This is a genomic window from Sporosarcina siberiensis, assembly GCF_042681925.1.
GTDB lineage: Bacteria > Bacillota > Bacilli > Bacillales_A > Planococcaceae > Sporosarcina > Sporosarcina siberiensis.
This window is the reverse complement of sequence record NZ_JBHUGI010000024.1, coordinates 80685-93512: the sequence shown is the minus strand read 5'-3', so window position 1 is coordinate 93512 and position 12828 is coordinate 80685. Positions and strand designations below refer to the sequence as shown.

At 35.8% G+C, this 12828-nt stretch carries 11 protein-coding genes and 2 riboswitches; of the genes, 3 read left to right on the top strand and 8 right to left on the bottom strand.

The annotated features are described in order from the left end of the window. Positions 1-7 precede the first annotated feature (7 nt). The 6 genes from ACFSFY_RS08380 to ACFSFY_RS08355 form a co-directional block, all read right to left on the bottom strand. Positions 8-457 carry a YusW family protein gene (locus tag ACFSFY_RS08380; protein WP_381537101.1) on the bottom strand — a complete coding sequence of 150 codons (450 nt, stop codon included), beginning with the start codon at positions 455-457 and terminating at the stop codon, positions 8-10. Between the two features lie 164 nt (positions 458-621). Beyond that, a complete protein-coding gene (locus ACFSFY_RS08375; protein ID WP_381537100.1) occupies positions 622-1296 on the bottom strand; it encodes a hypothetical protein in 675 nt (224 codons plus the stop codon). A gap of 77 nt (positions 1297-1373) precedes the next feature. Continuing rightward, positions 1374-2210 (bottom strand): KPN_02809 family neutral zinc metallopeptidase, encoded by an 837-nt coding sequence (ypfJ, locus tag ACFSFY_RS08370; protein WP_381537098.1) that lies wholly within the window; start codon positions 2208-2210, stop codon positions 1374-1376. Between the two features lie 141 nt (positions 2211-2351). Beyond that, positions 2352-4643, bottom strand: a complete 2292-nt coding sequence (gene metE / locus ACFSFY_RS08365; protein WP_381537096.1) for a 5-methyltetrahydropteroyltriglutamate--homocysteine S-methyltransferase — start codon at positions 4641-4643, stop codon at positions 2352-2354. Between the two features lie 42 nt (positions 4644-4685). Further along, positions 4686-6542 (bottom strand): bifunctional homocysteine S-methyltransferase/methylenetetrahydrofolate reductase, encoded by a 1857-nt coding sequence (locus ACFSFY_RS08360; RefSeq protein WP_381537094.1) that lies wholly within the window; start codon positions 6540-6542, stop codon positions 4686-4688. 18 nt (positions 6543-6560) lie between these two features. Beyond that, complete coding sequence (locus ACFSFY_RS08355; protein ID WP_381537092.1) at positions 6561-7685, bottom strand: PLP-dependent transferase; 1125 nt, start codon at positions 7683-7685, stop codon at positions 6561-6563. 78 nt (positions 7686-7763) lie between these two features. Further along, a riboswitch (SAM riboswitch) is annotated at positions 7764-7870 on the bottom strand. 109 nt (positions 7871-7979) lie between these two features. Beyond that, a riboswitch (SAM riboswitch) is annotated at positions 7980-8080 on the bottom strand. Positions 8081-8284: 204 nt separating this feature from the next. On the opposite strand from ACFSFY_RS08355, the gene ACFSFY_RS08350 reads away from it, so the two are divergent. Beyond that, the gene (locus ACFSFY_RS08350) at positions 8285-9319 is read left to right on the top strand and encodes an FtsX-like permease family protein (RefSeq protein WP_381537090.1); all 1035 of its coding nucleotides are present in this window, start codon (positions 8285-8287) and stop codon (positions 9317-9319) included. 1 nt (position 9320) lies between these two features. After that, positions 9321-9998 carry an ABC transporter ATP-binding protein gene (locus ACFSFY_RS08345; protein WP_381537088.1) on the top strand — a complete coding sequence of 226 codons (678 nt, stop codon included), beginning with the start codon at positions 9321-9323 and terminating at the stop codon, positions 9996-9998. A gap of 41 nt (positions 9999-10039) precedes the next feature. On the opposite strand, the gene ACFSFY_RS08340 is transcribed toward ACFSFY_RS08345, so the two are convergent. Beyond that, the gene (locus ACFSFY_RS08340) at positions 10040-10483 is read right to left on the bottom strand and encodes a HEAT repeat domain-containing protein (RefSeq protein ID WP_381537087.1); all 444 of its coding nucleotides are present in this window, start codon (positions 10481-10483) and stop codon (positions 10040-10042) included. 216 nt (positions 10484-10699) lie between these two features. Between ACFSFY_RS08340 and ACFSFY_RS08335 the strand changes: the two genes are divergently transcribed. Further along, positions 10700-11140, top strand: a complete 441-nt coding sequence (locus tag ACFSFY_RS08335) for a YflT domain-containing protein (RefSeq protein ID WP_381537085.1) — start codon at positions 10700-10702, stop codon at positions 11138-11140. A 66-nt stretch (positions 11141-11206) separates the two neighbouring features. On the opposite strand, the gene ACFSFY_RS08330 is transcribed toward ACFSFY_RS08335, so the two are convergent. After that, on the bottom strand, positions 11207-12706 hold the full coding sequence (locus ACFSFY_RS08330; protein WP_381537533.1) for an amidase: 1500 nt from the start codon (positions 12704-12706) through the stop codon (positions 11207-11209). Positions 12707-12828 lie beyond the last annotated feature (122 nt).

The following is a 12828-nucleotide window of genomic DNA, read 5'->3' as shown; positions in this document are numbered from 1 at the left end:
CGATAGATTACTTCATAAATTTTAATTGTTTTTTATCGTATCCTTTAAATTTAATATCCAGTTTCAAACTTGTGTAATCATTTATTTCAAATACATCGGATGCTTTCTTAATCATATCTAGATCATCCATAGTTGGATCAAAATCAAGATTTTCAAATAAGGGACCTATCTTTTCCAAAGCTTTATTGCCATGTAAATAAATATTGTCGATTTTGTTTTCATAAAGCGCTTCCGTTTTATTTTGCCCCTCTTTGAATTCAACAATTATGGCTTCCTTCAATTCCTTAATATCTATTGTCATATTATATTCAGAATATCCGTAAACTTCGCCAGGTTCGTTATCCTTTTCCTTCGTCCCATCTGGAAACTTTGTCACTTTATTTTTATTTCCACAGGCACCACATATGAGTAACGTAATCATTAGTAATAAAATATAATGTGCTATTTTACTTTTCAAAATTTCAATCCTCTTTTCACATCAATAATATAGTATTAACCTTAATGTAACCGGTGCATGATCGGCTTATACGAAAGAACTTTATATTAAAGCTAAATTCAAAAATACCGTCACCCAATACATGATTATGTATTGAGTGACGGTATTTTTATTTCGAATTTCTATTAGAAACTTTCATTCCCAGTTTTATAAATTAAGTTCCAACTGTTTGATTCAATTAATTCAGTACTTTTCACTCGTTCTCCTGTTCCTAGAGCAACTTCATCGTCAATAATAGCGACTACCATTGCTTTAATTCCGTTGTCTAGATTTATATAAATATCTCCAACAGAAGGTTTTGCAACCGAAAGCTTTTTCGCTTCATTTTCTAATTGTATATCCTCTTCTAATTGACTCTCTGTGACAATTGAATAATCGAGATAATCAATTTCATTGGCGTCACTATCGACACCAGGAACCATCACCAAGTATTCTCTTTTTCGAACTGTGTTATGAAAAGTTGTATATACACCAACATCAATGAGACTTTCCACTTTTTCAAACTCATTCAATGAATAGTAATCCATTTGGCTTGGGTGTGGACGTGTAATTAATATATAACCGCCCTCTTCTGCTCCTACGTCTTTTCTTAAGGTGTAGCGAACCCCCAACAACATTAATGAATCCATATGTTGCGGCTTATAAAGCGTTAGGTCTTCAGCTTTACAAGATTCTTGAACCATGTCTTTTATGCGGTACATTAAAACCGATAACCTAGAAAGTGGTCGAACCGAGTATACCTTGTGTAATTCATTTTTATAATAAACGAACTGACCTTTTCGAACTTGTAAAAGATTCACAAAAACCCTCCATTACTTTTATGATAATAACCTAAGCTTATAAGATAACACAATTAATGTCTATATTTCTGTTACTTTTAATCAATTAAGTTAAATGTATCCCCGCCTTCAAGTGTGCCATTTTCAAATCCTTTATAAAACCAATTCCTCCTTTGTTCTGAGGTTCCATGCGTAAAACTTTCGGGAACAACATAGCCTTGCGCCCTCTTTTGTAAAGTGTCATCACCGATTGCACTTGCTGCAGTTAAAGCTTCTTCAAGATCCCCTTTCTCAAGTAAATCCATCCCTTGTGCATGATGGGCCCAAACTCCAGCAAAATAATCTGCTTGCAATTCAAATCGTACTTGGTATTTATTAAATTCTGTTTCGCTTAGTTTTTGTCGAAGTGGCATAATTTCATCAGTCGTACCTAACAGAGTTTGAACATGATGTCCGACTTCGTGAGCAACCACATACGCCATTGCAAAATCCCCTGGTGCCTTAAATTTTTCTTTCAAGTCATTATAAAAACTGAGGTCAATATAGAGTTTCTGGTCCCCAGGACAATAAAATGGACCTACAGATGCACCTGCTGCACCACATGCTGATTGAACACTTCCTGTATAAATGACAAGAACCGGCTCTTCATAAATAAGACCATTTTCCTCAAAAATATCTGTCCAAACATCTTCAGTATCCGATAATACAACCGAAACCAATTCCACTAACTCTTTTTCCTCCTCCGATTCTACATAGGGTGTACTACTGTCCGAATTGGGTTGTATATTATTTAAAACTTCTCCCGGATCTCCCCCCATAAAGGTAATGATAAGAACAATTATTATTCCACCAATACCGCCTCCCATTAACGTTTTACCTCCCATACCTCTACGATCTTCAACATTAGTACTTCGTTTACGACCTTTTGTCTTCATTTCATACCTCCTAAAGTAAACTCTTAACTGTAAGATTGAAAAAGATTATTTCATAATACAGGTATACCCGAAATACAAAAAGTTAGTGCATTCTATTGAAATAAAAAAACCACTTCTCAATTAAGAAGTGGTAGTAGAACATTATTTTACAAGTGCAAGTTGTTCTGCTCTAATTTCTTTAGCAGCTTCGACCATTACTTTTAAAGCTGCAATTGTTTCTTCTTCATTTCTCGTTTTAAGTCCGCAATCTGGATTGATCCAAAACTGATTAGGGTTAATCGTTTTTAATGCACGATTTATATTCTGTCTTAACTCATCTTTACTCGGAACACGCGGACTATGAATATCATATACTCCTAATCCAATTTCTTTATCATAAGTGTTTTTCTCAAATGCTGAAATTAGTTCTCCATGGCTTCTGGAAACTTCAATTGAAATTACATCTGCGTCTAGCGCACTAATCGAGTCGATAATTTCGTTAAAATCAGAATAACACATATGTGTATGGATTTGCGTGTCATTTTCAACAGATGCAGTTGAAATTTTAAAAGCATGAACGGCTGCATCTAAATATCCCTTTCTGTCTGAAAGATTAAGTGGAAGTCCTTCTCTTAGTGCTGGCTCATCCACCTGAATCATGTGGATACCATTCTTTTCGAGTTCCTCTACTTCATGACGTAGTGCATACGCTATTTGATTTAAAACTTCAAAACGAGGAATATCATCCCGTACAAATGACCAATTCAGAATAGTTACTGGACCTGTCAACATTCCTTTAACCGGTTTTTTCGTTAACGATTGTGCAAAGACACTTTCTTTCACCGTAATTGGCTGACTAAAAGCAACATCACCCAAAATAAGCGGTGGTTTTACACAACGTGATCCATATGATTGAACCCAACCAAATTGGGAAACAACGAATCCATCAATCTTCTCCCCGAAATATTCCACCATATCTGTTCTTTCAAATTCACCATGAACCAATACATCTAGACCAATTTCTTCTTGAATATCTATCCATTTTGAAATCTGATCTTTGATAAACTGTTCATATTGCTCTGCAGTGCTCTCTCCTCTCCTCCATTTAGATCTTTGCTTACGCACCTCTGCTGTTTGTGGAAGACTCCCAATCGTAGTTGTAGGAAGAAGTGGTAAATTAAAACGCTTTCGCTGAGCAAGAATTCTTTCAGCAAATGGTGCTGCTCGATTTACATCACTTTCTGTCAAGTTTTTAATGTTACCTTTAACTACCACGTTTTGACGATATTTAGAATTGTTAAGAGTAGTAAGAGCGTTCTTGTTTTCTTCTAGCTCTGTTGCAATTGTTTCCTTGCCATCTTGAACCGCTTTTGTCAGATGAACAATTTCAAGTAGCTTCTCATCTGCAAACGAAAGTCCGCCTTTGATCACATTGTCCAATTTCGACTCAAGTTCAATACTTACTGGAACATGAAGTAATGAAGATGATGGTTGTATAATCAGACGATCTTTCTCTACATGGGATTGAATTTCATCCAACAGCGAAAGTTTTACATCTAAATCGGATTTCCATACGTTTCTACCATCAACGACACCTGCTAATAAAACTTTATCCTTTGGAAATCCAAACTTTTGGAGCAATTCAATTGTATTGCCATGAACAAAATCAAGACCTAACGCATGCACAGGAAGTGCTGAAACCTCTGCATAATTTGCAACCTTCTCAAAATACGTTTGGACTATGATTTTCAAACTTGGAACAGCCTCATGAATTGCGGTATAGGCCTTCTGTACAGCCTTGTGTTCATTTGCCGACAGTTCGCTTGTAAATACTGGCTCATCTATTTGAACCCACTCCGCGCCTGCTTCTGCAAGTTCTTTTAACACTTCTATATATAGCGGTGTAAATTGTTCTACTGTCTCTTCGAAAGGAGTATCCCCTGATGATTTAGCTAGTTTTATAAATGTGATTGGGCCCAGAAGAACTGGTTTACCGTTAATCCCTAATTCTTTTTTTGCTTCTCGATAAAATTCTAGTGGACGATTCTCAACCAATTTTGGCGTTACATTATCCAATTCTGGAACGATATAATGATAGTTTGTGTTGAACCACTTAGTCATTTCTGAAGCAATTGCATCTTTATTACCACGGGCTATAGCAAAGTAGGTATCTAATGGAACTTTCCCACCAGCATACTCGAAACGGGTCGGCACAATTCCGAACATTATTGATGTATCTAGTACATGATCATATAATGAGAAGTCACCTACAGGGATTAAATCAATACCGATTTCCTTTTGCTTCCGAAGATTGTCTAGACGTATTTCTTTTGTCTTCGTTAATAATTCGACTTCTGAAATTGACCCACTCCAAAAACTTTCTAATGCTCTTTTCCATTCGCGCTTTCCACCAATACGTGGGTATCCAATAGTTGAACTTTGTACTTTTACCATATCATCCATCTCCTCAGTTTTATGTTTTAGTTGTTCTGTTTTTTAGTTCAATGTCACCAATGCTTTCGCTACTGCCTCTACATTTACTTTACTTTTTATATAATTTGTCAATTTAACCGTTATGTCATAGCGAGTAAAAGGAGTGATTAAATAGATTCCATGAAAATACTCGAGTGCAACATCAATGAGCTCTTTTGATATTTCAATTCCTTCACGTGTTGATTGTTCACGGTCATTTGTAAACAAAGCCATTCTTGCTCGGACCTCATCCGTTAATTTAATACCTGGGACTTCATTATGAAGAAATTCGGCATTTTGAGTTGAAGTTAAAGGCATAATTCCAATATAAATGGGTGCTTTCAAATGTTTAGTTGCTTCATAGACAGCAATAATTTTTTCAGGACTGTAAATTGGTTGCGTAATAAAGTAATCCGCACCTGCTTCAATTTTCTTTTCCAGACGTAGTGTTGCTCGATCTAGATTACGTACGTTTGGATTAAATGCAGCCGCAACTGTAAAATTCGTCTTTTGTTTCAAAGACTTTCCTGAGGGTGATATTCCAGCATTAAATTGTTGAATCATTTCAAGCAAACCAAATGATGTGACATCAAAAACTGAGGTTGCTCCAGGGAAATCGCCTATTTTTGTAGGATCACCCGTAATCGCTAGTAGTTCAGTTATGCCTAAAGTATGCAAACCCATAAGATGTGATTGCAGGCCTATTAAGTTTCGATCCCGGCAAGTAATGTGAACAAGTGGCGACACGTCAAATTTCTGTTGAATTAATGAACCCATTGACGCATTACATATTCTAGGACTTGCAAGCGAATTATCTGCAAGTGTAATGGCATCCACACCGGCTTTTTGCAATGCTTCTGCACCTTGAAAATATAGGTCAGTATCTAAATGTTTTGGTGTATCAAGTTCTACAATAATAGAATGTCGTTCTTTCACAATCTCTAGTAAACTGGGTTTTGTTAATCGCTTTTGCTCTGAAACATTCACTTTAATTTCTTCTGTTTTAATGATTTTTTCTGTAACAGGCTTTCTGTTGATGAAACCCTCTGCTAATGCCTGAATATGCTCAGGTGTTGTACCGCAACATCCACCGATAAGATGAATCCCTTCACTACGGAAACTCTCTGCCTGCTCTTTAAAATACTCCGGTTTATTCTCATAAAATAATTTCCCATCCTGATAGCTAGGCAAACTCGCATTTGGATACACTGCAAGCATTGCACGTTTTGGGAGGGGTACGAATTCCAATGATTTAAGCATATGATAAGGGCCGAATTTACAATTGATACCAACAACGTCTGCTCCCAATTCCTCCAATTTTAAAAGGGAATCTGCAAGCGTCATCCCATTTTGCAAGACCCCAGCTTCTTGCATTGAAACGTTCGCGATGATTGGTAGGTCTGATACTTCACGAGCAATTTTAAGTACTGTTGTTAACTCATCAAAGTCATAATAAGTTTCAAGAATTAATCCGTCCACCCCTTCAAGAAGAAGGCAATACAATTGCTCTCTAAAACTTCTCTTGATTTCCTCTTTAGTTCCAATTTCAGTTTGGGAGCCGTGAATACCTCCAATTGTTCCAAGAATAAATGTATCTTCCTTTGCTGCTTGTTTTGCTAATTTAACAGCAGCTTGATTGATTTTTTTCACTTGATCTTCTAAACCGTATCTTGAAAGTTTAATATAATTTGCACCGTATGTATTCGTTTGAATAACGTCGGCACCCGCTTGAATATAAGCTTGATGTATATGAAGAACTTGTTCTGGGTGTGTCAAGTTCAACTCTTCAAAACAGCGGTCCACTCCGTGAGAATATAGAAGGGTTCCCATTGCGCCATCGCCAATTAGTATGCGTTCCCTCATCGTTTTTAGTAAATCCAACCAATTCACTTCCCTTTCCTAAACTTCAAGATTCAATAATTTTTCACACTCTTGAAATGCCTGTTGTAAATCTGCAACCAAATCTATTTCATCTTCTATCCCTACAGAAATTCGAAGCAAACAATTGGTTAGTCCATATTCCTTTCGGATATCTTCAGGTATCTCTGCATGCGTTTGCGTTGCGGGGTACGTAATAAAACTCTCCACTCCACCCAAACTTTCCGCAAATGAAAACAATTTCAGCGACTTTAAAAATGTCGACACCCATTCTTCTTTTGCTATTAAAAAGCTAACCATACCTCCTCTTCTAGGATAAAATACATCCGTTACTGAAGAATGGTCTTCTAAAAATTGTTGAATGATAAGAGCATTCTTTTCATGTTGGTTCATACGCAGTGCAAGTGTCTTTAAGCCTCTAATTAAAAGCCAACAATCAAAAGGAGCTAGGATAGATCCACATGCATTGTGTAAATACTTTAATTCTTTGCCTAACTTTTCTCCTTTTGAAATAACGAGACCAGCAAGTATATCGTTATGACCCCCTAAATATTTAGTTGCACTGTGAATCACAACATCTGCACCTTCTTCAATTGGACGTTGTATATAAGGAGTATAAAAAGTATTATCTACAATTAATAACAGCTCATGTCTCTCAGTGAATTTGGCCGTTAACGCTATATCTGTTTCCTGCATCAGCGGGTTTGTCGGTGTCTCAAGAAAAACGGCCTTTGTATTTTCCTGAATATATTCGTTAAGTTGCTCTTCTTCTCTCCCGTCCCAATACGTAAAAGTAAAACCATAATTCCTCTCAAATAATTCAAACATTCTATAAGAGCCACCATAAAGATCTCGAGAGACAATAAAGTGCGAATCTTTTTCAAACATTGAAAATACAAGTTGAACTGCACTCATTCCGGAACTACAGGCAAATGCATCGTCACCACTTTCAAGACTTGCGACTGCTTCTTCTAATACATCTCGCGTAGGACTTCCAGTTCTTGAATAAGCATAACCTTGACCGAGTCCAATTTCATCATGATGATATGCTGTTGAAAGATAAATCGGAGTACTTATAGCACCATGCTTTTCATCTTTTCGATTACCTATTTGTACGAGTTCTGTCTGTTTACTAAAATGAACCAAAAACAATCCCTCCTTTGAATTAAAATCTTACAAATAAAAAATCATCTCCCTCAAATGCATAGGAAGATGACCAAATAAAACTCATCTTCCAAGTCGTTGATAGACTTGCTGGAATTAGCACCTTTCCATAAATGGGGGTTGCTGAGGCGTCATCGGGCCAGTCCCTAAACCTCTCTAGATAAGAAAACTATTCAATTTTAGATATCGATTTCCAAACTCTCTAAATTAATTTACTAAATAAAAAATCCCCTTCATTATAAAAGAAGAGGGTTTTGCAAAATTCGCGTTTTTCTCTTCTCATCTCCAAGTTATTAACTACTGGAATTAGCACAGTACTATAAAAGTCTGTTGCTGAGGTATCATAGGGCCAGTCCCTTCACCTCTCTGGATAAGAAAATTTCTATTAAGTTATTGATGTTCACATTACACGTAACATTTGAAAGTGTCAAGCAATTTTAAAAAGTGGGAAACCTTATAATTAAATCTCTTTTTCGATTTTTTAATATTTCTTCATCATAGAAAAAGTGTACTCAAGTTAATGTTCCGTTCATACTCGAGCGTTACACTATATTAAGAAGCTAATTTATGGAGGAGATTTTATGTATATTGCATGGAAAGAAATCAAAAAGAATAAGACACGTTTTATAATATTAGGATCGATTGTATTTCTGGTTAGCTTTTTAACCTTTATCATATCAGGATTATCGAACGGGTTATCACAAGATAATGCCGCCTTAATAAAAAATCTATCTGATGGTCAATTTTATATGAATTCAGATGCCGATGAAACGTACAATCTTTCACGAATAGATGTCAATGTGCAAGACCAAATCCTTAGTGAACAAAAGGATGCAGCGGCATTTTCTATTCAAATGGGATTTTTAAATGATCCAGAAGATAAACAACGAAGTGTTGCGTTTGTAACATCGACTGAATCGAATCTGTTCCAAAAAGTAAAAGATGGAGAAATAATATTAGATCAATCATTGGAAGATGCAGGAATTAGTATTGGCGATGTACTTACAAACAATCAGTTCAGTGGTGAATTTATTGTAAAAGGTTTTGTAGATCAAGAAAAATACAGTCATGCGCCTGTTGCATACATTAATATGGAAAACTACAAAGAAATCTATCGTGTTAATGAAATGCAATTGGTATTTATTCCAGGACAAGATAAGGGTCAAACGTACACTGGGCTTCAATCTTTTTCTAATAAAAGCTTTTTAAACACTATTCCTAGTTACAGTGCAGAACAAATGTCACTAAATATGATTGTTTGGTTTTTAGTTGTCATTAGTGGTATGTTGTTCGCTATTTTCTTCTATATGATGAATGTACAAAAAATAGGATTATACGGAATTCTTAAAGCGATTGGAGTAAAAACAAGCTCATTATTTAAAATGATGTGGACACAAATGCTTTTCGTAACAGCGATTGCTTTAACGTTATCAATAGCACTTAGTCAAGGATTTAATTTTATTGTTCCTAAGGGAATGCCTTATAATTTGCCTTATGAAACGACTATTCAATTATCAATCATTTTCATAATCATTGGCTTTATTGGGGCTACACTTTCTGGTATACAAATTAAAAAAGTTGAACCACTACAAGCTATTCAACAAGGAGATGTTTAATATGACCATATTTAGAATAGATGAAATGAAAAAGTCATTTACAAATGGTGATGTAGAAGAACAAATTTTAAAAGGGGTTAATATTTCATTAAAAGAAGGAGAGATAACTGCATTAGTAGGCGCTTCAGGGTCTGGTAAAAGTACAATTTTAACGATTGCGGCAGGGCTTCAGCAAGCAACAGATGGCGATATAGTATTCGAAGGACAATACTTAACAAATATGAATCAAGAACAGATTCGTAAAATACGATCAAGTGATTTTGGTTTTGTTTTTCAATCTGCTCATCTTGTCCCCTTCCTTACAGTTAAAGAACAACTGATGTTAATGCTAGATGTCTCAGAATCGAAATTGAAAAAACATTCACAAATAGCAGAAGTTGAAAAAATCCTAAAATTAGTAGATATGAATCATAGAAAAGATGCATATCCCTCTTCCCTATCAGGAGGAGAAAAGCAACGAGTTGCGATTGCTCGTGCAATTATACACAAACCAAAAATGTTGTTCGCAGACGAACCAACTGCAAGCCTGGATTCTAAAAGATCAAAAGATGTGATGTTATTAATTCGTGACTTGACTAAAACAATGAATATTACCACATTAATGGTTACTCATGATGAAGACATGCTGGGCTATGCGGATCATGTTATTACAGTAAAAGATGGATTAGTAGTTAAATAAAAAGAAACGCATGGAGAAATCTCCATGCGTTCTTTTTATATTTATCTTCTTGTAGCTGCTTCTTCCCATATGTTCTTAAGCCAGCTATCAAATTCAGTTCCCTTTTCACCTTCATACGTGTCGTATAAGTCCAGTCTCATGTTTTTCAACTTTTCCTTATATTCCTCATACGTATGTCCTGCAGGTAAACTTTTCTTAATTCTAACAAAAACTTTAGATGCATCCTTAATTAAATCACCTTTTTTCTGAGTTGGCATTGAAACATCTTCACCAAAACCCTTTAGATGACGATAAGCAGCTTCTTGTAATTTATATACTGCGTCATTTTCCATTCTATTTACAAGAACATCAATTGTTCTTTTATGTTTCCATTTTCCTAATTCTTCAATTGCATCAAAGCGCTCCCGCCAATTCGACGTGCGATTCGCAGCCTTTTTCAGCTCATCATAATTTGGTGGTAATTCATTCATTATTGCTTTATTCATTTTAACCATTCTCCTTTTTTTAAATCCAATTGAAAATATGTTTTTCATTTCAAGACACTCTTCTTATCTATTGTACCATCTTCTGCTGTTTCAAATACTTTTTCAGCCCATATAAATAAAAACAAATAAATCGAATACGTTTGATTACTAAAGTTTCGGGTACTTTACACATAATAAGTCTGAAAGAATTTTTGAACTATTGGGAGGTTGCTTAAGATGGGGAATAAGAAGTATGTAGGCTCATTACATACAGAAAACGATGTACTCGATAAAATTGCGGAGTTGAAGGATTTAGGATTTAAAGAAAATGATATTTATGTTATAACAAATAACTTGGACACATTATCTATCGTTCGAGGATTAACAGATGTAGATTTAAGGTCTTCTGAAGGTGGTTGGCTAAAGCGATTTATTTCATTTCTTAGTGGTGATGAACCTGTAAAATCCGCATTTATCCATATGGGTTTCACACAAGAAGAAGCAGAAAGATATTTTAATGAAGTTAAAAACGGTGGATTTCTGTTATATGTAGATCAAGAATACGCTAAACTTATGCAGCAAAAAACAGAGTTTCAAACCGGTTATACAGACCCTAATATTGGTTCAAACTTCACCGTCAATTATGGAGCTATAAAGAACGACAAAGTGAATAGTTAATTTAATATCTATTCATTTTTATAAAACAACCTCCGAAACTAGAAAGAATCGGAGGTTGTTTTCAATTTAATTAGTAAGATATGGATTCCCATTCATACCTACCCAAAGTTCTGATTGCTCAAGTTGATATGCAAGCTGTAGCAAACGGTGTTCGTCTCCTTTAGATGCCATTACTTGGACTCCAAGCGGTAGACCATCCTTTGACATATGGACCGGGACAGACATCGCGGGTTGTCCTGTTAAGTTAGCAAGCTGTGTATACGGAGTATATGTTAAACTTGGTAAAAACATTTCATATATTATAGACTGCTTCTTATCCTCAGTTGCACTGCTCATTCGATCCCGAAGTATATGTTGTTGTTCGTGTGAATGTGTAAGCTCCCCGATTTTAGGAGCTGTAAATGCCGTAGAAGGCGTAATGTAGAAATCATATGTTTCATGTACGATAGCCATTTTTTCAGCAGCAGTATCCCATGAGGAAAGGCTTTCTGAAAACTGTGCAGCAGATACTGATTTCCCAGCCTCGTTTAATAACCAACTCTCAATCTCAACATCATCTACTTGAATTTTACGGCCTATAGATCTTTCAATACCATTAAAAACGGTCGCAATTTCACCGCTATTCATCAGATAATAGTCTTCCATTAATTGAACTCCGTCAATTCCATTATCTACTTCATAAACCTCATGTCCTAATTCTTCTAACCATTTAATCGTTTTTTTAACAGCTTGCTCTGCATCTTCAGAAACTTCTGTTCCTACTGGAGATTTAATGGAAAAAGCAATTTTCAACTTTTTTCCAAAAGATTCTTTCATAACCTCATTGTAACTTCTTGGAAATAAAGGTGTCTGAAATGCCGCAGACGGTTGAATTACTTGAAGTAGATCAAGCATTGCAGCACTATCACGAACAGACTTACTTAGAACAAAGTCAATCGACGCACCTTGCCACTGTCGCCCTACTCCCGGACCGACCGGCGTACGGCCACGTGTTGGTTTTAAACCAAACAAACTAGTGAAAGATGCCGGTATACGAATGGACCCTCCCCCATCGCTTGCACCAGCAACTGGGACCACTCCAGATGCAATCGCTGCTGCTGAACCTCCACTTGAACCACCTGGTGAATAATCAGCGTTCCAAGGGTTTCTAGTCTGTCCATGTAACACTGGCTCCGTAATGTTCTTAAGACCAAATTCAGGTGAGTTTGTATGGCCAACGAACAATAAACCTGCATTTCTAAGCCGTGTTACAAAATTTGAATCATGTGTAGCTATTACGTTTTTAAATAATTGAGCACCACTTGTTATTGGTTCACCCTTAACTGTTTGCGAAATATTTTTTAATAATAATGGAACTCCTGACAAAGGACTCTCCCCCAGCAAACTGGTCTTCGCCTCGTCTAAAACTTTATCCTTACGGGTATTCGTTACAATATTTAACAACGGATTCACTTTGTTTAGTTGTTGTAAACTTAATTCAACAAATTCACTAGGTTTCATTTCTTTTTGTTGAATGGACTGAGCAATATCCATAGCATCTAATTTACTATATGTTAAAAGATCTATTTCTTTCTCCCCCAATAATCATACTTCTCTAACTGTATCATTAAATTTTATACATCTAAAGTTTTGAAATTCAAAAAAGACCAGGGGATTAGAATCCTTTCTGATCTTTTTGGAACGTTCCT